Source organism: Paenibacillus sp. B1-35 (assembly GCF_050474385.1).
In the GTDB taxonomy this organism is placed as follows: Bacteria; Bacillota; Bacilli; order Paenibacillales; family Paenibacillaceae; genus Paenibacillus_B; species Paenibacillus_B alvei.
In genome coordinates, this window is record NZ_JBCHVJ010000001.1 from 969,550 (window position 1) to 991,156 (window position 21,607).

General features: G+C 43.6%; 22 protein-coding genes and 1 riboswitch. Of the genes, 4 read left to right on the forward strand and 18 right to left on the reverse strand.

Features of this window, described 5'->3' with window-relative positions:
• The first annotated feature begins 651 nt into the window (after window positions 1–651).
• Together ACQ5BJ_RS04260 and ACQ5BJ_RS04265 are read left to right on the forward strand one after the other, a co-directional pair.
• Window positions 652–1,506 (forward strand): Tat pathway signal protein, encoded by an 855-nt coding sequence (locus ACQ5BJ_RS04260; protein ID WP_262866696.1) that lies wholly within the window; start codon window positions 652–654, stop codon window positions 1,504–1,506.
• Window positions 1,503–1,631, forward strand: a complete 129-nt coding sequence (locus tag ACQ5BJ_RS04265) for a hypothetical protein (protein WP_005549985.1) — start codon at window positions 1,503–1,505, stop codon at window positions 1,629–1,631. Before ACQ5BJ_RS04260 ends, ACQ5BJ_RS04265 begins: the two co-directional genes overlap by 4 nt.
• Window positions 1,632–1,820: 189 nt before the next feature.
• On the opposite strand, the gene ACQ5BJ_RS04270 is transcribed toward ACQ5BJ_RS04265, so the two are convergent.
• Window positions 1,821–3,182 carry an MATE family efflux transporter gene (locus ACQ5BJ_RS04270; protein WP_430108760.1) on the reverse strand — a complete coding sequence of 454 codons (1,362 nt, stop codon included), beginning with the start codon at window positions 3,180–3,182 and terminating at the stop codon, window positions 1,821–1,823.
• A 151-nt stretch (window positions 3,183–3,333) separates the two neighbouring features.
• On the opposite strand from ACQ5BJ_RS04270, the gene xerS reads away from it, so the two are divergent.
• Window positions 3,334–4,422, forward strand: coding sequence for a tyrosine recombinase XerS (gene xerS / locus ACQ5BJ_RS04275; RefSeq protein WP_268622250.1), 1,089 nt, complete (start codon window positions 3,334–3,336; stop codon window positions 4,420–4,422).
• Between the two features lie 97 nt (window positions 4,423–4,519).
• Here the strand turns inward: xerS and ACQ5BJ_RS04280 are convergent, their stop codons facing one another.
• From ACQ5BJ_RS04280 to ACQ5BJ_RS04310, 7 genes are all read right to left on the reverse strand, one after another.
• Window positions 4,520–5,257: a DUF4247 domain-containing protein gene (locus ACQ5BJ_RS04280; RefSeq protein ID WP_005549982.1), complete on the reverse strand. Its 738-nt coding sequence runs from the start codon at window positions 5,255–5,257 to the stop codon at window positions 4,520–4,522.
• 9 nt (window positions 5,258–5,266) lie between these two features.
• Window positions 5,267–5,773, reverse strand: a complete 507-nt coding sequence (locus tag ACQ5BJ_RS04285; protein WP_005549980.1) for a DUF4178 domain-containing protein — start codon at window positions 5,771–5,773, stop codon at window positions 5,267–5,269.
• 24 nt (window positions 5,774–5,797) lie between these two features.
• Window positions 5,798–6,229, reverse strand: a complete 432-nt coding sequence (locus tag ACQ5BJ_RS04290) for a DUF350 domain-containing protein (RefSeq protein ID WP_005549978.1) — start codon at window positions 6,227–6,229, stop codon at window positions 5,798–5,800.
• Window positions 6,230–6,415: 186 nt separating this feature from the next.
• Window positions 6,416–7,093 carry a PspA/IM30 family protein gene (locus ACQ5BJ_RS04295; RefSeq protein WP_005549977.1) on the reverse strand — a complete coding sequence of 226 codons (678 nt, stop codon included), beginning with the start codon at window positions 7,091–7,093 and terminating at the stop codon, window positions 6,416–6,418.
• A gap of 261 nt (window positions 7,094–7,354) precedes the next feature.
• Window positions 7,355–7,702 (reverse strand): hypothetical protein, encoded by a 348-nt coding sequence (locus ACQ5BJ_RS04300; RefSeq protein WP_005549974.1) that lies wholly within the window; start codon window positions 7,700–7,702, stop codon window positions 7,355–7,357.
• A gap of 36 nt (window positions 7,703–7,738) precedes the next feature.
• Window positions 7,739–8,674 (reverse strand): dihydroorotate dehydrogenase, encoded by a 936-nt coding sequence (locus tag ACQ5BJ_RS04305; RefSeq protein WP_005549973.1) that lies wholly within the window; start codon window positions 8,672–8,674, stop codon window positions 7,739–7,741.
• The gene (locus tag ACQ5BJ_RS04310; RefSeq protein ID WP_005549971.1) at window positions 8,655–9,356 is read right to left on the reverse strand and encodes a dihydroorotate dehydrogenase electron transfer subunit; all 702 of its coding nucleotides are present in this window, start codon (window positions 9,354–9,356) and stop codon (window positions 8,655–8,657) included. The genes ACQ5BJ_RS04305 and ACQ5BJ_RS04310 overlap by 20 nt, the downstream gene beginning before the upstream one ends.
• Window positions 9,357–9,743: 387 nt before the next feature.
• Here ACQ5BJ_RS04310 and ACQ5BJ_RS04315 point away from each other — a divergent pair, with 387 nt between their 5' ends.
• On the forward strand, window positions 9,744–10,892 hold the full coding sequence (locus tag ACQ5BJ_RS04315) for a polysaccharide deacetylase family protein (RefSeq protein ID WP_289355726.1): 1,149 nt from the start codon (window positions 9,744–9,746) through the stop codon (window positions 10,890–10,892).
• Window positions 10,893–10,972: 80 nt separating this feature from the next.
• Here ACQ5BJ_RS04315 and ACQ5BJ_RS04320 read toward each other — a convergent pair whose 3' ends face one another.
• From ACQ5BJ_RS04320 to ACQ5BJ_RS04365, 10 genes are all read right to left on the reverse strand, one after another.
• Window positions 10,973–11,686 (reverse strand): 3D domain-containing protein, encoded by a 714-nt coding sequence (locus ACQ5BJ_RS04320; RefSeq protein ID WP_005549969.1) that lies wholly within the window; start codon window positions 11,684–11,686, stop codon window positions 10,973–10,975.
• A gap of 2 nt (window positions 11,687–11,688) precedes the next feature.
• Window positions 11,689–11,857, reverse strand: a riboswitch (cyclic di-AMP (ydaO/yuaA leader).
• Window positions 11,858–12,102: 245 nt separating this feature from the next.
• The gene (locus ACQ5BJ_RS04325; RefSeq protein WP_005549967.1) at window positions 12,103–12,825 is read right to left on the reverse strand and encodes an amino acid ABC transporter ATP-binding protein; all 723 of its coding nucleotides are present in this window, start codon (window positions 12,823–12,825) and stop codon (window positions 12,103–12,105) included.
• Complete coding sequence (locus tag ACQ5BJ_RS04330) at window positions 12,818–13,474, reverse strand: amino acid ABC transporter permease (RefSeq protein ID WP_005549965.1); 657 nt, start codon at window positions 13,472–13,474, stop codon at window positions 12,818–12,820. The genes ACQ5BJ_RS04325 and ACQ5BJ_RS04330 overlap by 8 nt, the downstream gene beginning before the upstream one ends.
• Before the next feature lie 154 nt (window positions 13,475–13,628).
• The gene (locus ACQ5BJ_RS04335; protein ID WP_005549963.1) at window positions 13,629–14,417 is read right to left on the reverse strand and encodes a transporter substrate-binding domain-containing protein; all 789 of its coding nucleotides are present in this window, start codon (window positions 14,415–14,417) and stop codon (window positions 13,629–13,631) included.
• A gap of 183 nt (window positions 14,418–14,600) precedes the next feature.
• Window positions 14,601–16,442 carry a sensor histidine kinase gene (locus ACQ5BJ_RS04340; protein WP_262866693.1) on the reverse strand — a complete coding sequence of 614 codons (1,842 nt, stop codon included), beginning with the start codon at window positions 16,440–16,442 and terminating at the stop codon, window positions 14,601–14,603.
• A 45-nt stretch (window positions 16,443–16,487) separates the two neighbouring features.
• A complete protein-coding gene (locus ACQ5BJ_RS04345) occupies window positions 16,488–17,006 on the reverse strand; it encodes a response regulator (protein ID WP_262866692.1) in 519 nt (172 codons plus the stop codon).
• 191 nt (window positions 17,007–17,197) lie between these two features.
• A complete protein-coding gene (locus ACQ5BJ_RS04350; protein ID WP_163977455.1) occupies window positions 17,198–18,643 on the reverse strand; it encodes a sensor histidine kinase in 1,446 nt (481 codons plus the stop codon).
• Window positions 18,622–19,320, reverse strand: a complete 699-nt coding sequence (locus ACQ5BJ_RS04355) for a response regulator transcription factor (protein WP_005549959.1) — start codon at window positions 19,318–19,320, stop codon at window positions 18,622–18,624. Before ACQ5BJ_RS04355 ends, ACQ5BJ_RS04350 begins: the two co-directional genes overlap by 22 nt.
• A 27-nt stretch (window positions 19,321–19,347) precedes the next feature.
• The gene (locus ACQ5BJ_RS04360) at window positions 19,348–20,649 is read right to left on the reverse strand and encodes a hypothetical protein (RefSeq protein ID WP_268599875.1); all 1,302 of its coding nucleotides are present in this window, start codon (window positions 20,647–20,649) and stop codon (window positions 19,348–19,350) included.
• A 230-nt stretch (window positions 20,650–20,879) separates the two neighbouring features.
• Complete coding sequence (locus tag ACQ5BJ_RS04365; protein ID WP_005549957.1) at window positions 20,880–21,491, reverse strand: DUF3298 and DUF4163 domain-containing protein; 612 nt, start codon at window positions 21,489–21,491, stop codon at window positions 20,880–20,882.
• Between the last annotated feature and the right edge of the window lie 116 nt (window positions 21,492–21,607).

Consider the following 21,607-nt stretch of genomic DNA (forward strand, 5'->3'; position numbering starts at 1 on the left):
CGTAAATCATTTACTCCTAACAAAATATTGTAGAACGACAGAATACTGATTATTTTAGTGACAGAAACACATTTTCCATTCGCGATTCTCAGGCCAAAGGTACATCGATAGTTCGGAAAGTACAAGCACTTTTTGCAATTTGCCTCAAGCGGTTTAAAGTGTTTCCTCTCCTTTCTAATTCCACAACACGATTCATGCTCATTCCAGTCTTTGCTTCATTCGATCTACTCCAAATAAATTCACCTCATTATAGCTTATCTTTATCCTTCATTCGGAAGTTGTTTAAGAGGCCTCATCCCTGTGCAATAAAGAAATTCCAATATGGCATACAACGACAAGAGAGACAGGAAATTTATGTCCATGTATTTTAACGGTATTTTGGGTCAATCTATATGTGTTTCCAACATCAATAAAATGAAAAATCAAAGGAGCTATTCAGACAATCCGAAATTGAGGACATACAAGCAGGAATGACATTAACTTTAAGACTTCACAGAGGGTCGATCCGATCAAAATCCGGCTATGCCGGGTTCCGACCTTGCCACTGGTTTTGGTCTGGTCGATGCGTCCCGCGCGATCGATGAAGCAAAACGTATGGGTTAGCAGACTGTTAAAGCTCGAAACTATCGAAAAACGAAGGAGTATCAACAAATGGCAGTACCTCAATTACCGAATGAAATTATCTTAATGATGGCTAGCCGCGATATGCGAATGCACCACTATATTTGGCATACAGTGCGAAACAATTGGCTCCGCCTGTCTAGCTCAGCACAGCAGAGTTTGAGAAACTTGGGGTGGGAACCCCCCCGCCCCGCCCTGAATCAAAACAGAACTCCAATCTTTAACAATGCTTCAGGTGAAGATTTTTTGTTTATGCATCGGCAAATGATCGCATCCGTCAACAAGGAACTGGAAAGAATCGGCCAACCCGATTACCTTAAAGTCGAAGGGTGGACGAATGTTCCTGCGCCTGGTGATCAGGATTATCCGGTTCCTCCGGCTTGGAATTCCGATTTGAATCAAGTAAAATCAGATTCCTATTATTCAACGGTTCTGTTGCCTTTAGAAAATCAGTTTAAAGATCCGGAACAATTAAGGAATATGAGCTTGGGTGAGATGGGAGCGCGCATCGAGTTTACGATTCATAATAATCTTCATATGCGGTTTGCGTCGAATCCTGGTCAACAAAGACCTCCTGTGGCTGCCGAGAATCCTGAAGTTATAGACTCAAGATGGGATAATCCTCAGTATGACTATTTAGGGGATACTTATTCAAGTCATGTAAACCCAATATTTTGGAAGCTGCATGGTTGGGTAGATAACAGAATTGAAGATTGGAAAAACGCAAATGAGGTTTTAGATATACAATGGATCGGAACATGGGAAGGGCCCACTCATCATCATCATTTTGCAGATTCGCAGGATCATCTGAACCGGGCAGTAAGTGTGCTGGGAGAGAATGATCTGCTTCCGGAATTCCCGACAGGAGAACCGACGCTGAGATGACTGCGAGAATCATTCTTTTTGCCGTGCCAATTGAAACTATGGATGAAGAAGAACAGATCAATTTTCTGTCGCTACTCAGAAAAGTATTCACTTTTCTTGCTGCAAATCAACGTCCAGAAAAATAATTGCTTTTTTTGCATATAATCCATGGTTAAATAATTTCAAAGTAAACCTTATTCTGTCGTTGGACAAAATACCGAGGAGATCACTGAATTCAATGAAACAAAACAAAAAACAAGAGAGCAGATGCCCTCTTGTTTCGAGTAATTTACTGAATGCGTTTATTTAATCAATCTAATTTTTAGTTCCATTAATTAATTTGTTTGTACGTTCTTTATTACTCTGCGTTCTACAATTGCAAGTCTCGTAAACAGAGCAACCGCGCCTGCTGCAAGCCCGCTAATAAGCCCGATCCAATACCCATAGGCTTGCAAGTCTGTCCAGTTGGCCAATACATAGCCTAATGGCAAACCAATAATCCAATACGAGGCAAATGCAATAATGAACACTGCATTAACATCTTTATAACCGCGAAGTGTACCTTGTACGGGTGCCGCAACCGCATCAGACAGTTGGAAGAATATAGCGTATATAAGGAACGACGATGTAATCTCGCGTACCCCCGCTTCCCTCGTGTACATGCCTGCCACTTCATTATGGAATAAGAACAGGAATACCGCACATAGCAAGGATAAACCCACCGCTGTAAATATACCAAGTCTCGCATAGGTCTTCGCATCCTTGAATCGCTTGGCGCCTACTTCGAAACCAACGAGAATCGTTAATGACATCGCGATGCTCATCGGAAGCATGTATAATAATGAAGCGAAATTGAGTGCCGATTGATGTGCTGCAATTGTTGCCGTGTCATATTCACTCATGAATATGGTTACCATGGAGAATATACTTACTTCAAAGAAAATGGATAGTCCAATTGGCAACCCGATGAGCAGCACTTCTTTCCAATGCGTAAGCGATATCCCCTTCCAAGAACGAAACATGCCCATTTCCCGCATACGATCGTTACGGCGCAAAAATGCAAATGCGACGCATGTAATAATGAAATACGTAATTGCTGTTGCGATTCCAGCTCCTGCGCCGCCGAACTGAGGCAGCCCCATTTTTCCGAAAATGAACAAGTAATTCAACAGCACATTAACTGGGAAGGACAGCAGTGTAATAATCATCGTAACCCGAGTTAAGCCAAGCCCATCAATGCTAGCGCGCATTACGGTGTAAAGGAAAGATGGAATGACTCCAAAGCCAATTGCAGTCAAATATTCCCGAGCAACTCGATGGACATCTGTATCCAGCTTCATGAAAGTCAGTATCGGATCAACCGCAAAAATACCAATTCCGATGACAGCCGCTCCGAAAATGACAGCTAAATATGCTGCTTGGGTCACACTTGGGGCAATTAACTGCCTGCGTCCTGCTCCCATATGCTGTGCTACGATCGGCGTCACCGCGAGAAATATTCCGCTAAGCCCCGTATATACGGGAACCCAAATACTCGTTGCAATCGCTACTCCCGCTAAATCAGAGGTTCGGTAGTTGCCTGACATTACCGTATCAAAGAACGTCATCAACTGCATCGCTACTTGCGTTACGAATATGGGCAGTAAAATATGAAGCATTTGAATCATTTTTTGCTTTAACGAGTAAGTTTGTTTCATGTCCTCTTATCTCCTTGTCTGCACAACTTTAACCATTGTAGCATCTCTACCCATTAGTTTGAACATATATTTGACTACCGACTTGTTTCTTTACGCAAGAACGCTAGTTCGGTTACAATAGAAGGAGTATGGAAGGAGGTCTCTGCCAAAAATGACGATTCAGAAGACGAGAGACCGTGCTGTGCTTCAGCACAAGCTGCCGTCCCTGCCCTGGTACGTGCAACAATTTATTGAATATAAGATGCCAGATTTATCTCCATCCTCCTTGTTGGAATATGTGCGGGACTACGAAATATTTTTAGGTTGGCTCGTTTCAGAACGACTTACTGATGCTCATGACCTGAAAGATGTTACGCTGCTGGATTTGGAGTCACTGCGAATGGAGCATATTACTTCGTTCCGCATTTATTTGACGACATACAAGGAAGCGACGAATGCTCGTGTAACCGTGTCCCGCAAGCTGTCCTCTCTGCGCTCTCTATTTCACTACTTGAGCCAAATTGCAGAGGATGAGAATTTCTATCCGTTATTAAAACGGAATGTAATGGCCAAAATCGAAATCAAACGTATACATAAACCGAAGGACAGTGCTTCCAAACTCAAGGGAAAACTGCTTGAAGACAATGAAATCAGCGGCTTTATCCACTATGTGCGGGAAGGATATGCTCAAGATGTCATTAATAATAAGCAAGCCGCTTACGCCCATGCACAAAATGCGGTTCGAGATGCTGCTATCGTCAGTCTGATTCTGAACTCAGGACTGCGGGTCAGCGAAGTCGTCAACCTGAACTTGGACGATGTCGATATGAACAACAAGCTTGTCTACGTGTACCGCAAGGGACATAATGATGAAACGTTCAAGACTCCCGTTTATTACCGCGATAGTGCCAAACAAGATCTGGTCGATTACTTAGCAACCCGTTCTACTCGATACGCAGCGCCTAAAAAAGAAAAAGCCTTCTTTCTCGCAATCAAAAATGGAGAAAAGGAAGGCAATCGGATGACAAAGCGCGCCATCCAGCAGATGATCATTAAATATGCGAAGAGATATGGCAAACCTGCCCTAACCGTGCATAAGCTTCGTCACTCCTTTGCCACGGACTATTATTTGCAAAATGATATCTATAAAACAAAAGAACAGCTTGGCCACGCCTCAACTGAAACAACGGAAATTTATGCCCATCTAACCGATAAGACAATGTCTGAGGCCATTGAGCGGCGTCCAAGTGCTGATGAATAACGTATTCAACTATCAAGTTTGTATAAGCTTATAAATGGAACAGACACAAATAGAACCGCTCTGGATTAGAAGAGCGGTTCATTCTTTATTAGCTGCCCTATCGTTTTCGTCGGAAGATGCTTCCCGAACCTGAACGAGTCTTCGGCGGCTTATTCTTCTTTACTTTCGGCGGATTATAACTGCCTCCACTATCCCCTCGTGATATAGAGCCACGCTTGCTATTATCCTTAGGCTGTCTGGAGAAGAACCCTCCACCAGTGTTCGTTGACGTATCTGACGAAGAGCCTCTGCGGAAGATAGAGCCTTTTCGCTCAACCGTCATTGGAGGGGCTTTTTTCTTATCCTCCACCGTAGGCTTCTGATATGATTTCGTCGGTTCGTATGTACGACGATCATTGTAACCTCGGTATTTCCCGGCTCCACTTAATGAATCGAACAGCGTATCAAGCAGCTTGTATTGCAAGTACATTTCCAGGAAGCTGCGGTCATAATTCTGTTTTACATATTCATGTGAATCAACCTCGATGATCGCATCTTCTGGTTTGTCTTTGTCGCGCTGCACCTGTATAAGCTCATCATCATAGACGAGGAACATCCGTTCATCACTCTGCTCCGATGTCTGCTTAGGTGTGCGCTTATCAGCAATTGACTTGACTGCCTCTGGCACGGTCGTATTTTCAGCACGATAGATATAGGAAGTGCTCTTTCCATCACGACTAACCGACTCCAGCGGATACGTTTCTGATACATCATACTGACCGCAGGCGGTCAACAATGGAATAATCAAGCTGAAAATGACTAGCCATTTGATTGAATCCAATCCGAATTTTCGCATAGGCGCCTCTTAAGAACCGCGCAGGATGCGTACGTCGGCAGATATGACGGAATCTCCTTCATACAACTGGAATCGTCCATCCTGCCATTCAATGCGAAGCAGCTTACGATCATCGGCTTGAAATTGCCATACGTACTGCTCCCCAGATACGCCAAATGGCGTTTGTCCTGTACACACAACTCTGCCGTTATATTGGTCTTCCATGTAATACCATTTCCCGTCTAACTCAATTTCTGTAGGCACTTCCTCCGCATCGTCTAGACGACCATCAATGGAATCATAGAGACTATAGTAAGCTTTCTCTCTTTGCTCCACGAGTAAATATTTGATTTGTGAGCCATCTCTCAGCGTCAGCCAAGCCGAATTGCGCATGCGCCAATCCGTACGTCCAATGACCTCATAACTGATTAAAGATACTTCACAAATATCGCCAGGTCCGAGCGTGGATGGGGTTTTCTCCGGTTGAGGCGCTTCCGGCTTAGCCATTATATTTTTGATACGTTTCCATATGCTCATGAATGGTGCCTCCTTTCTGTTGCGTTATACACAGGCTGCGATAATTAGCGCGCCGACCACATGAAGCGATCCTGCCACAAGTGCATAGGACATATTTCCTTCCTTCGTTCCGACTTCTAAGTTCATATTGAATACAGAACGGAACAACAAGCGGACAAGAAGCTCTAGAATGAGCAAAATAATAAATGAGAAGAGAGACATCATTAATGCCTCGCCCAAGCTGTAAGCGACGCGAATAGAACTAGACAAAATATAGCCTTGGGAGAACAGCTTCATAATAAAGCGAGTCGTCACCGCTACATTACCTTGTCTCATCTCATGAATATCTTTGTATCCTGTAAAAAAGGAGTCTACAATCATGAGAATGAATAAGAGCACCGCTCCAATGGCTGTCCACACTGCAATTCTCGGGACATTTTCCAGTAAGACAGACCAATTTTCTAATCCGAAACTCAATTCGAATCCTCCTTCACTGCTCCAATAACGAATACCTTCCTAAGCGAAGTTTGTCCAGATTGAGCAGTCTCGTATAAAAGTTTGTTCTCTTCATTGTATCGAATTTATCCTAACATATACCTTGATGGAGAATAAAGAAAGACGCTTGCACATCAGATAACAAGCGTCTTCTATATCCGATTCCGATTATTCGGCAGATTTATCGTACTTCTTCATCAGGGCTGCCAATTCATCCTCGACACCTTTATCCTTTGTCAAGCTCGCGAACTCATCATCCAATGACTTGCTTCCCGCTCCGCGAATTTCATTGCTCGCTTCAGCCTGAGCTTCCATTTGCAGCATTTTGTCTTCCATGCGTTTCAAGCCTGACATAGCAGTATCGGAGCTGAATCCCGCCATCGCTTTGTTGATTTCTGTTTGTGCCTTCGCAGCGTTGATACGAGCAACCAACGTTTCACGCTTGTTTTTCATATCTGTGTATTGCTTGCGCATTTCTTCCAGCTTCGCGCGAAGGGCATCTGCAGAAGCTTTATTTTGATCATAGCTTGCTTTATATTCATTCATTTTCGCTTCAGCAGCTTTTTTCTCTTCCAACGCACGGCGTGCCAATTCAATATTATCAGCTTGAACTGCAATTGCGGCTTGCTCAGCGCGCTTATTCACAAGAGCCTCTTGCTCCTCATAAGATTGTTTGAAGCGTTTCTCGATCGCGATTTGCTGTGCGACTGCGCGTTCTGCTTCTTCCAAATCCTCTTGCATATCGCGCAAATATTGATCCGTCATCTTAATCGGATCTTCAGCCTTTTCAATCAAAGCATAAATATTGGACATCGTTAAATCACGCAAACGTTTAAATACGGACATTGTATATTTCCTCCTTTGAGTTGCATAACCATTGAAACAATATACGTGTGATTTACTATTATGTTTCATTACACATTCATACGAATCAGTTCTAAAGTTGTTTCAAAAAAACAAAAAAATCCTATCTCTATTTTATATGGAAAAGTGGAATTTTGTATACACCCATCGCAGCACAACAAAAAGAATCAAAATTGAATGGAAAACAATATAAAAAAGAAGATCAGGAAACCCCGATCTTCTCTCTCAGACGCTCAACTTGCTCTATTTCATTGCAGACAATGTAAGTAAAAATTGCTTCCAAGCGCGATCAACAACAGCTTCAATCTCTGATGTTGTAAGATGATCATAGTGAATGCCTGCACAGACCGTTACCGTTGCTTGCAGTTCCTGTGCAGCCTGTTGAGCCATAGGTTCAGTTAATACATATTCCTTATGACCCGGAACCTTGTTCGTCTGCACTACCCATTCCTGCTGATCCGTCCCCTGCCCCTTGTATGCAGTGGATACGGCACCAATATGCTGATCCCCACCACAAATCGTGAACAGATAATCCCTACCGATTTTTTGGAACTGGATGCTCAGATCTTCCCCCGGCTGTAGCTGATTCATACCAATTCGCGCCCCCTCATTTTAGCCGCTTGAACCTTATCTAATAATGCCGCGAATTTCATCCAAACTATGAATGTTCTCCATTTCCATAAAGCTCTGAAGTCCAGCCAAAAGCTCTTCCCCCGCACGCAAATTCATAAAGTTATAAGTACCAACCTGTACGACTTCGGCTCCTGCCATAATAAACTCGATAATATCCGAGGCCGACGCAATTCCACCCATTCCCATAATCGGAATGGACACCTGCTGTGCAACCTGATGAACCATTCGCAGCGCTATTGGCTTAATAGCTGGACCAGACAAGCCCGCATACGTATTTGAAAACATGCTGCGACGCTGATAAATATCTATTTTCATGCCGGAGAACGTATTAACCAAGGAGACGCAGTCGGCTCCCTCATCCTCACACATGACTGCCATTTCTACAATATTTTCTGCGTTTGGAGACAGTTTCACAGCAAGAGGCAACGAGGTAACTTGACGAACCTCGCGAATAACCTCTCTTGCAACTTCTGTTTTAACACCGAAAGCAATTCCGCCTTCTTTTACATTTGGGCATGAAATGTTCAGTTCAATCATATCCACGGCCCGAACTTTTGCTTTTCGGCGCTCCTCAGCATCCTTCGTTATCTTCAGGGCCCCGATTACATATTCTTCAATGTTGCTGCCGCCCAGATTTGCGATTTTAACCGGTTCAATGGTCTCCCAAAATTTCATTTCTTCTGTCAGGAATGCATCGATGCCTGGATTTTCAAGTCCTACACTATTCATCATTCCGCCAGGTGTTTCCCATACTCGGGCACCGTTATTCCCCTTACGTGGATGGAGGGTAAGCCCTTTGCAGGAGATGCCGCCCAGCTTGTTGATATCATACAATTTGGCATATTCTTGTCCAAAGCCAAAAGTCCCCGATGCCATCACAATCGGATTGTTGAACGGAATTCCGGCCACATTACAAGCTAAGTTCCGCATGCCATTCCACCTCCTCCGCTAAAAATACAGGCCCGTCCGCACATACTTTGCGGTTGCCGTTTTTATTCATTACTGTGCACACATAACATGCTCCGATTCCACAAGCCATCCGTTTTTCAAAAGAAACATATACTTTCGTATCCAAGCCTTCTGCTTGTAAAGCGATCGCCTTCATCATACCGAGTGGACCGCAAACAAGCACATTGTCATACTTGCTCAAGTCAATGTCATCAAGCAGATTTCCGTTTACGCGAACCACTAATTCGTTTGCATATGGTTCGTAAACTTCCGTTAAATAAGATTGTCCTCGGAAGCCGAGATAAATATCCGGTTTATCCAGCTGCTTCGCTGTATACAATAAGGGTGCAATGCCTATACCGCCTCCGATTAGCGCAGTTCGTCCTTTAACGTGGGGGAAACCATTGCCGAACGGCCCTTCCAGCTGTATACGGTCTCCTTCACGAAGCTGTGCAAACAATCGTGTGCCTTCTCCTGCAATTTTGTACAGGAATTGAATGCGATCCCGCTCCAGATTACAAATACTGATTGGACGAGACAGAACGGGTGCCATATTCCAGGCTCGCAGCATATAGAATTGTCCCATTCTTGCTTGAAACTGACCCTCCACCGTCATGAGGTAAATGCCTTCAGAGATGCGTTCGTTGGAAAGAATCGTATACACAAGTATGCTCCTTTTTTCACGAGTAAGGATAGTCTGCATCCTTCTCACGTTATTATTGAGACGTGCAGATTCCTGCTCGTAAGAAAAGCCCCACCCTACTGTGGCGGCCCGATATGGCCTATTTAAAGCTTTTCTCACCTTTACAACTCTACTATGCCTGTTCTAAACCTCCCCCTACTGTGACACATATCACAAATCAGTCATCATTATGACAATGGTTTCGCAAATTTTCAGAATATTAGCAAGAAGTTACAAGTCGTGCTTGAAACAGCTGCCTGTACAATGAGATTAATTCCCTGTCACTGTTGAATGATGATTGGGGCATATTTCTTTACCCCCAAGGACATAACAAGAACATTGATGTCTACGGAATGGGGGAATGGCACTATGCGAAATAAACAAATTTGTTTATCTGTATTATCTTTGTGCTTGCTCGCAGTAGCTGGCTGCTTCGCTCGCCAACAGGAAGCGCCATCCATACCCAATCTTCCTCCGATCAAGCCCAATCAAACGCAATCAGAATCAATCCATTCATCAACTGAAAGCCTGTGGACGAAAGATCGCACTCATTCTGTCCCCCGCATTTTCAAGGCTGGATCAGAGACCACCCATTCTCAAAGCTACAATAGCTTACATGGGACAACTGGATTAGAAACGATTCATTTGCCAAAGTTCACCGTTACGACGGAGCAGACAGAACGCAAAGAACTGAAAAAGAAGCAGGCGCAATCTCATTCTAGACAACAAATAGAAAATGATTCGAATGCTCGCAAGCAAACTTGGCAAAAATCGAGCACATCTCAATCTGCAGCACAAACTTCGCAGTCTTCACGTTCTAGCATGCATAAAATGAAGAAACGACAGCTCACAATTGCAGAGCTTAGGGTGAAATATCCGCATATCTTCAAATTAAATGCAAAGCAACGTCGAGGCGAACGACAAGTTGCCCTTACCTTCGATGACGCACCAGATAATCGAATTACACCGCTTGTCTTGGATATATTGAAGGAGCACAATATACAAGCCACCTTCTTCCTTGTAGGCACTCGTGCCAAGGCATATCCGAAGTTGGTCGAGCGTATGGTTCGCGAAGGCCATATCATCGGCAATCATTCGTACAACCATCCGTTGTTGACGAGGCTCACGCTTCCTGCCTTTGAGCATCAGTTAAAGGATACGGAACGGATTATTGAGCAGTCTATCGGATATAAACCGCGTTATTTCCGTCCGCCATATGGCGAGATAAATGAGGAGCAACTGCGATGGGCAGGAGATAACGGGTACTTGGTCGTCAATTGGGACGTAGATTCAAATGACTGGAGAGGTTTGAGCGCATCACACATATTGCAGAATGTCATGCGTGAAGTTCGTCCAGGCTCCATTATTTTGCAGCATGCAAGCGGTAGCACACAGAATGGGTATTTGCATGGAACCGTAAAGGCACTCCCTTCTATAATTAAGCAGTTAAGGGAGCGGCAATATGAATTCGTTACCTTACCGGATTTACTTCAGGATCAGAAGGAGAAGAAGGAGTAAATAAAACAAGCCCCGCCGAATGGCGAGGCTTGTTATTCAATTGCTGGTATTAAGTATGATCTACTTTATAATAGTAGATATTATTTCAACACGTACACTTTTACGTCTTGCACGCCGAATGTGTTGCCTGTCTGTTTACTTACCGGTACAAAAATGTCAACCTTTTTCCCCTTGATTGCACCGCCGGTATCTGTAGCTACCGCAACCATCCCGCCTGTTGGCAAGTGTTTGAAATCATATCCCGTAATATACAATTTCGTACCCAGTGGAATGACTTTTGGATCCACTGCAACTGTACCAAGTTTCAATGCGTTGCCCAAAGCATCTACCGCACCCCATTTTCCGTTTTCACTCGGATGGGCCGTATATGCTGTAGCACGCATATTCAATGTCTTTTTATATGTTGCTGTACGTCCTGAGGACATTTGAACCACATTTTTAGGAGCAGCCTGTTGAACTGCCTTTTCATTATTTGAAGCCGAAGCCGTCTTCACTGCCTGTCCGTTATTATTTGCTCCACCCAAAGCATTACCGACTGGCATACCTTCCAATACAGACTTTTGAACAACAGGTCCTGGAAGCTCGATGGAAAGACCACCATACAAATTTTTAGGATTGATTGTCGGATTTGCCGACAATACAGATTCAACACTCATGTTGTATTTCTTAGCAATTGAATAAAACGTTTCTCCCTCTATTACCGTATAGGGCTCCGCCTGTGCCGGCAAAATTTGAAGAATGGACGCAAGTCCAAGTAAAGCAGCTGTAATCGTTACTGTAATTCTTTTACGCATGTTTTCCTCCTGTGCATTAGCCTGCGGGGTTAGTTGTCGGATTCGGGTCAAGGAGTTCCCCTACGCTATTCCATTTGCGGAATAAGCGATTCACCCCAAGGTGTTCGGTAAAATATTGAACACCGGTCAATAGTCCCCCGTACGGGTGTGTCGTTTCGGCTCGGATTGCATCATATCACAATTTTGTAACCTGTGCGCAGGAATATGATGGTAAGTTTCTGGAACCCGCGCCCCCCAATGGTTTGAAGCTTCGAAATTTTTTTATTTCATAACAAATTTGTAATCCCAGATGACATTTTTGTAATCTTTATAGACCTATCATAACACATATTTCTGATTTGTAAACGAAAACGCTTTCAAATGGACTTAACAAAAATAGGCACCCCTGATTTGGATGCCTTTGTGATGTAAGCTATTTATAAAACTCTACTTAAGAAATCTTTCGTTCTTGCATGTGCCGGCTGGTTGAAAAGCTGCTGTGGAGAGCCTTCCTCCACAATATTGCCGCCATCCATGAACAGAATCCGATCTCCCACCTCTCTTGCAAAGTTCATTTCATGAGTTACAATGACCATTGTCATTCCTTCTGCAGCTAATGATTTCATAACCTCAAGAACTTCACCAACCATCTCTGGATCTAACGCAGACGTTGGCTCATCGAACAACATTACATGAGGCTGCATAGCAAGCGCACGAGCAATGGCTATACGCTGCTTCTGTCCTCCGGACAGTTGTCTTGGATAAGCATTTGCCTTATCTGCCAGTCCAACCTTGCCAAGCAGTTCAATTGCCAGTTTTTTAGCATCGGCTTCAGGCACACTTTTGACCTTGATCGGTGCAAGTGCAATATTTTGGAGCACAGTCATATGAGGAAATAAGTTGAATGATTGAAAAACCATTCCCATTTTCTCACGTGTCTTATTTATATTATGTGACTTGTCCGTGATGCATTGACCTTCAAATAATATGTCACCTTTGGTTGGTGTTTCCAGCAAATTAATGCAACGAAGGAGCGTACTCTTTCCAGATCCACTTGGACCAATAACTACTACCACTTCACCGCGATCGATTGACAAGTTGACACCCTTTAAAATATCTAATTTACCATACGATTTGTGCAAATTCCGAATCTCAATCATGCTCGCTCAACTTCCTTTCCAAACGTGCTACCACTTTCGATAATGTAAAGGTTAAAATCAGGTAGATACATGCCGCTCCCAGCAGCGGCCCCATAGCCGAATAGATTTTGGCACGGATGATGTTTGTCTCAAACATCAAGTCCGCAATCCCGATCGTACTTACAATCGAAGTTTCCTTAATGATCGTAATAAATTCGTTCCCAATCGCCGGTATAACGTTGCGAAATGCTTGTGGAAGGACGATCAGCCGCATTCCCATCGACTTGGACATGCCGAGTGAACGAGCTGCTTCCAACTGTCCATGGTCAATAGATTGAATACCTGCTCGGAAGATTTCAGCCAGATACGCTCCACTATTCAAGGAGAGGGCAATTGCCCCAGATGTCAAAGCCGTAAACTCTACACCATATTCCGCGAGACCATAATGAATGATGAATAATTGTACAAGCAGTGGTGTTCCACGGAATACTTCAATATAAGTCACTGCAAACCATTTCAGCGGCTTAATTTTCGACATTCGCATTAGTACAATGGTGACACCCAATAACAGCCCGAATAAGACAGATATCGCGGACAACAGCACCGTAATGCCAGCACCGGATACAAACCCTAATTTATATTTCCATAACATGTCGATCCAATCGAACATGACAACCTACCCCTTCCCTACGCATAACGGCTCATAATCTGTATTTCTTCTATAATAAAGAGAAAACGCCCCTCACTGGTTGGATTCCCAAGAGGAGCGAATACGTCACATACGTAAAAGCATTGACCGTCATTGTTAAGCGACAGCCGCTGTTTTATTGTTGTTCCGCCAGTTGTACCGCTTGTGTAATATATTCGTCCAGTTTCCCCTGCTGCTTCAAGCGTTCAAGCGTCTTATTCACTTCATCGCGCAGCTTCACGCTGCCCTTGCGAACACCGATCACATACCCTTCGCTTGCTGGCTTCAGCTCAACTGGCGCGACAGCAACCTCCTTACGGTTTGCCGCAAATGCAGCTGCTACAGGCTTCTCAACGACAACCGCTTCTAAGCGATTTGCTTCTAACGCCAGCACGAGATCATTTACTTTATCCAGCATTTCCTTCTTTGCATCTGGAATTTGCTGTATGACATTCTCGAATGTCGATCCGAGCTGTACGCCAACTTTTAGTCCCTTCAAATCCTCAGGTGTCTTGTACTTGTCCTTATCAGCTGCACGTACAATGACTCCAGCTTCCGCCAAATAATAGGGTGTAGAGAATTCCATTGCGTTTTCCCGTTCAGGCGAAGGATCCAACCCCGCGATGGCAATGTCGATCTTGCCTGTTTTTAATTCCTCAGGCAGCGTCGTTAAAGATGTATCCTTAATCTCTAACTCTACGCCCAAATCCTTCGCAATTTCCTTTGCTATCTCAATATCGAATCCGACAATTTGATCCTTGCCGTCTACCGTTTTGCGAAATTCAAATGGTGGATAGTCAGCACTCGTGCCAAGTACCAGTTTCTTATTTTCTTGAACAGTTGCTAGACGGTCTTCTTTAGCACCGCAGCCAACTAATAAGGATAAAATGAGTGTGCATGCCGCAACAATTTTCAGTGATTTCATATCCTTCAACCCCGCTCATCATTTATGTGATTTCCCCGCTCGCAATTGGTGAGGTAACATCATTATACACATATATGCATAGTTATACAACCATTTTTTCGCAGGCTCATTACAACAAAATAGAGTAATAGTGCATAATTCTTTCATTTTATAATACATCGGTCAATTATGGTAATATAGAGGCTACAAATCATTCTTTTTTTGAGTTAGTGGCAAACGGATGGTAATCAAGGTTCGTCCCGGTGAGGATTGAATGACCAGTTGCCCTTCATGGCGCTCCACAATGCTGTAGCAAATGGACAATCCGAGCCCAGTCCCCTTTTCCTTCGTTGTGACAAATGGGGTACCCGCTGTATGCAATACATCTTGTGTAAAGCCAGGACCTTCATCTTCCACCTCTAGAACTACTGTGCCCTCTTCAGAACGAGTCCGAATGGTAAGAACCTGATTTTCATCCATTGCCTCAAGGCCATTACGGATGAGATTGTGCAGAAGCTGCCTAATCTCCTTCTCATCCATTTCCATTTGAGGAACCAGAGCTAGATCCAATCGAATATCCTGGCAGCTCGCGGATGCTGTCGCTTGGACAAGCGGGTATAATTGTCTAATGATTTCATTCATACAATGGGGGCGGAACTGAGCAATCTTATGTTTGGCCAGGGACAAATATTCAGTAATGATCGAATTTGCACGCTCAATTTCCTCCAACATCGTATGAAAGTAAAGATGTTCATTCGCATGCTCCGGTTTATTGCGCAGAAGCTGCAAAAATCCCTTTATAGTCGTTAGCGGGTTCCGTATTTCATGACCGATTGCAGCAGCCATCTCCCCCACAACCTGCAAAGCGCTCATACGCTTTATTTCCTGTTCCATCTTAGCCTTCTGACGCAATGCTTCGCTCATTCGATTCATATCAGAGCCAAGCATGCAAAATTCGTTATTTGAGTCAATGCAAACTGTACCTTCATAGTTCCCGTTTGCAATTCGGTGTGAGGCACTCACTAATTGATCCAGCGGAAATACGATCAGTCTGCGTATCCACCAGTTCATAAGGAAATAAATCGCTACAATAATAACGCTAATCGTGGTCAGTGTGACAATCCATACATGAATAAGTACATTGTTGATTACACTCGCAGGCAGCATAATCATCGCTCTCCAGTTCGCTTCCTCCAGCGTTACAGAACTTACATACATTGAATTTCCATGATAATCATCCAAAATAAAGGCATCCTGTTGATCTCCTAATTTGCGCAGCAAAGAAACTGCATCTTCATTAAGATCCGTGTATATATTGTCATAAACGCTTCTATCTTTGTCTGGGTCGTATAGTAAATCACCTTGAAGGGTAATTAGTAGAATCTTGCTGTTGGGGTGCACACTTAGCTTACTTGCTAACTGCTTCAAATCGCCATACCGTATATCAACTCCGGCTACACCGAGCAGTGTGCCTCTTGAATTGTATATAGGTGTGCTGATGGATATCATTGGTTGGTTGAGATAAGGGTCGATATAAGATGCTGTCAGGTGGGTTCCATTCTTCTTTACGGCACCATGATAATAGTCATATCGCGGATCGTCTCGATACTGGGGCAATGACTCATCCACATGATCTTGTCTATAAAAATTTCGAAGCTGGCCTGCCTCATCGTATCCATACCATGATGCAAATTTGTCTGCCCATCGAGAACTGGATTGCATCGTAAACCAATAGCCAAATAAAAGCTCATTAGGCTGACTCGCATACCATTCCGTCACTTGGTCTAACTTGGCTTTAATACGACTAGAAGTACCGAATATGCCTTGAATGATTCTCGCATAGGTTTCTACCATAAGCTTGTGGTGACGAATGGCCGCTTCAACTTCATTAGCGGCCATTCTAGCTTGGTTCAAATAATTGTTTTGCAGGCTTGTTTCAATGATCGAGCGTATAGCTTCATAGGAAAAAGAAAAAATAATGGCTAACGCAGCCACTAGTGTTATCACTATGCGGGCGCTAAGCTGACTTTGTATCGTTCTAAACATAACATCCTCCGATTGACAATTGTCAGGACGAGATAACGCTGTCAGTTATAGTCTGGATGATATGTACGCTCGCAGCTCTTCCAGGTCGAATGGCTTCGAAAAGAAACCAATCGCACCAGCCGCCTTCGCTTCGTTGACTTTGTCCGCATCACTATAAGCAGACATCATGATAACCTCGGTATCTGGACGCATCGTACGAACCGTATGCAGAACATCCAGCCCATTCATATCAGGCAGGCTAACATCCATAAGCACGATTCTGCTCGGACATTCCCGCATCGAGTCTAGCGCTTGCTCTCCCGTCTCTGCCTCTCTTACCTCTAGCGGCAGCTCTTCCAGCGCTTCCTTCAATAGAATGCGGATAGACAGCTGATCTTCTACAACAAGTATAGAACAATGGCTCGCCACATCCTGTCCTTCGTCCATATCCCTGTGATTGGGCGAACTGTTGACTGCTATAGCTGGAGCTTGTTCAAGTGAACGGGGACGCTGCTTACTTATAAAGTATAAATAAATAATAAATGGGACAGACGCGGAAAATAACACGAAAAAAAATAGTTCCACAATCCTATCCTCCTTCCGATGAGGACGACAACAATCGAGTTATTACGACAACGATAAGGATGATTATGATTCATATTATAGTATGTTTTGTCGAAGTAAGATATGCTATTTTCTTATTTTTCCGAAAAAAAAGACCTTTACATGAAAATTATCACGTAAAGGTCTCATGAACAGGAATTTTACAACAAAAATCATGAATCCATAGATTGTTCTGTTTCAATCGGCATCCGAATTGGCAAAGAGACGATAACAGTCGTCCCTACACCAGGTTCACTTTCAATGGACATTTCTCCTCCATGAGCCTTAACTAACTCGTATGTGATGGCAAGCCCCAATCCAGTACCGCCATGGCTAGGATTAACCTGATAGAACTTGTCCATTACTTTAGTCAAATGTTCTTCGCTTATCCCGATTCCCTGATCCACAATCCGAACAACCACCTTTTCAGCATCCCAAGAGGTGTGAATCGTGATTACAGATTCTTCTGGCGAAAACTTGACCGCATTATCAATTAAATTCAAGAAAACCTGCTTTAAACGATTCGGATCGGCGTTCAGCATCTGCTCATTTCCTCTAACCCGCTCTTCCAATCGAATTTGCTTCTTCTCGGCCTTCATTTTTACTTGTAGGATCGTGTCTTCGATAATCGTAGCGATGGACACTTGTCGCCAATGGAATTGCAGCTTATTCTCTTGCAGCTTTGAGAAGTCAAGCAATTCCTCAACAAGCCCAATTAATCGATCAGTTTCCTTATGAATAACATTCAATCCCAACTTCGTTTCCTCTTGATCGAAGGAACCAGACAACAGAGTTTCGCTCCATCCCTTGATCCCCGTTAATGGCGTCCGCAATTCATGAGAGATGGAAGATACAAAATCATTCTTCAATTGATTGCTTCGAACAATCTCCTGAGCCATGAAGTTGAGCGTTTTAGACAGCTCCCCAAGCTCATACTTGTATCCATCCTTGGCCCTGACGTCGAATCGTCCGCGTGCCATTTGAGCCGACACAGCTGTTATTTCGTTGATCGGCTTTACAATCGAATTAGCCAAACCAAGACTAATAACCAAGACGATAATTAATATGGTTATAGACACCAATATGGATACGAGTACGATACTATTCAACTGGCTGTTCACGACTTCCAATGAGGTTACAAGTCGGACAATGTAGCTGATATTGCCTCGCTCAAACAATGGTGCAGACACTGCCATAATTGATTCACCAGTTCCAGGCTGTTTGCCTATCCAATGCTCAATCTTACTTTGCTGCGCGCTGAGAACATCTAGCGTTCCGATCGGCTTGTCTACTCGAAACCCGCTTGAGGAAATGAGCACTTTTCCCGTTCGATCCAAAATCTGAACTTCAGCACCGCGTAATTTGAACAGTTCTAACAGCTCTGGCAATAAACCTTGGTCATTTTCACTAGAGCTTAAGTTGATATATTGCTGATAATATCTTGTCGTTACAGATGCATGATTCGTTAAATTGCTGGATACGGAATCATAATAATAGGTCCGCACAGAGATGAGGAAGACCACTTCCAGCATCAGCATCGTCATAAAGACAACGATGAAGTAATGCATGACTACCGAGCGGCGTATGCCCGGCTTAATCAAGGAGTTATTCCCTTCCATTTATATCCGTGCCCCCATACCGTTTCCAGGAATCTTGGCGATGATGGCTCATCCTCAATTTTTTGACGCAAACGACGAATGTTCACATCCACAATTTTAGGATCGCCCATGTAATCTTTACCCCATACATGATCAAGCAGCACATCTCGGCTTAATGTCATCTCTTCTTTTTCCATAAAGAACTGAACAAGTGAGAATTCTGTAGGAGTCAGATCAATTGCTTGATTGTTTTTCGTAAACCGCTTCGCAATTAAATCAAGTGAAAACGGTCCAGATTGATAAACTACCTTTTGTGCAGTATGCTGGTAGGCGCTAACCCTGCGCAGCAAGGACTGAATCCGTGCAACCAGTTCTGTAGGACTGAATGGCTTGCTGACATGATCGTCCGCGCCTACTGACAGGGCATATACTTTATCCTGCTCTTGCACTTTAGCAGTCAAGAAGATGATTCCGAGCCGCTCATTCTGCTCCCTAACGCGTCGGCATACTTCGAATCCATCAATTCCTGGTACCATGACGTCCAGCAGAGCGATATCAATAGTCGGATCGTTCATAATCATTTGATAAGCATCATTGCCGTTATCTGCTTCTACAACATCGAATCCATTCCGTTTCAAATTAATGACAATAAAGCTGCGGATCGATTCTTCATCTTCAAGAATGAGTATTTTCGTCATCGTTACTATCTCCTTACTTCATATCCTTTAAGAATCACTGTCGCTCTTGATAAGTTCCGGTATTTTCGGAATAGCTTTATTCGCTGTAAGCGGCTCCTTGCTATAGATGCCGATGATCTTGTCCCCAAATGAACTTAGATACGTCCATTTTTCTTTGTAGGACTCCCATGCCTCCGGTGTAAAGAAGCGGATGATGGCGAACGTTTCGTTCGTATGCAGATCGACAAAGCGGAGCATTTCATCTTTTTTCGATTTCGTATCCACTGTTACACGTCCATACCATGATTTTGGGAAAGTCAAATGGAAGCGATTCAAATGATCGCGATATTGCTTCTCTACCAGTTTCAAGCCTTGCTGTCCATCCCATTGGAAGAAATTAGTGAAATAAGGAATCTCATACGGCTGATATAATTGATCCCAGCCTTGAGGAGTTTCAGGCTTTCCAATTTCTATAATTCCATCACTGTTCATATCCATGCTAAGAATCTCTTCTTTTTTGTTACCCAAGCCATTCTGAAGCAGCGCCTGAAGCGTTTGATCCTTTTTCATCCCAATGATATCTGTAAGATAGTAATTGGCCCCCGCTATCGCATCAAGCACAATTCCTTTCCGATCCTTCGAAATAAATCCGGAGACCATATTGGTATATGAATTAGCCAAAGATGACAGTTTCAAATCTTGATACTTGATCAGCTTTCCATTCTGATAATCAAACGCACTGAGTTGCGCCGTTTGGCTTTGGCCTGTTCGATTATTCAAAATGAACAATTTATTTTTGCCGCTCTGATCTAGATCATCGATAACGAACTGGGAATATGGCTGTTCGAACATTCGAATCATTTCCGTATCTGTAAATCGATACACAACCAGCCCTTTGTTCAGCTTTGTGTCATTGCTTCCATAACCAACTACGAGCTCCAGATTTTTATCTCCAGTTAGATCCACCAGCTCCACCCGATCCAACTGGGTGCCTTCACCATCGAAGTCGAACACCTTTGTCCATGTGTCCCCTTCTGACTTAAAGATCATCCCATGAATGCGAACGTCCTTGTCTGGCGTCTCGTAGAACACGATGGCTTCTCCCTTGCCGTCATTGTTAAGGTCAGCAATGCGGATCGTGCTTGTATCGTCTGCATTGCGCGGCCGAATGACATTGGCTCCTTCAGGCTTCTGAGAATCAATAATTGATTTTAAATTCGCTTTATCTGCGGACAATCGCGGTTCCTTCAGCATCGATTTAGGATCTTGAACCCACTCACATCCGCTTAGCAGTAAACTTGCCAGTAGAAGGAAGAGCGATGCTTTACGTATTGTTCGCCTTTTTATCATACATGCCATTCCTCCTTTATTGCTTCTATCATTTTGCTTCTTCATGAAATACCAGTGCTAATGCTCAAAATCCGAATTACAGGCATACTCTATTATTATAAAAAAAAAGAGTCACCTAATGGTGACAATCCCGTGACAAACCTTGTATCCTTTTCTACTTTATCAGGAGTACGCCTAGCCGATATCCAAGTTAATAACGATTGCCTGCAAATAAACACCACTTAACACCATTAATACCACAACTTATCGATAATCCCGTTTTCCGCCTTGATGTCCTTTAAGTCATATACGGATATCGGAAAGTACAGGAAACCATATACATAAGCCGCAATCTCATAAAGCTGGAAGAAGAGAACCAGTGCTTTATCCGTCATGTAGAAATCTTGATCAGGCCGTATAGATTTGAATGGCTCAAGTGTTTCGATATCTCTCTCCTTGATCTGGGCAGCCACATGCTTAGACAATACATCCACATATGGGGCTCCCGGCTTGAACAATTCAGGCAGAGACAACAGTTTTCCTGTCTCCGTCTCGAAAGTCAATCCTCGCTGATACGTCATTCCGTGCGCGGCATGATAAGGATAGTCGTAAACACTCAAGGTAAGGCTTAGATATCCTCTTTCGTTTAATTTAATTTCAAACCAGCCCTGCACCTGAATATTTTTCGGATCTTCCTCATAGCCAGAAGTACGAATTAATTCCATGACCTGCTTTTGGATCGTGTGATTCATACGCTCCGCCGCTTGTGGATGCTTCGGATCCACCACGACAGGAACGTACACCTCCAGATTGGGCTTACGAATAACATGAGGCTCGATCGTAATCGGCAATGGATACAGCATAAAAAAGCCACCTCCTACGGATGTATGAATAGTTTAAAGTTGGGCGTTCTTCTTTTCCCACTCTATATCCTATGCACCTTATAGAGATGGCTTGACAATTGCCTATTTACTTTTGA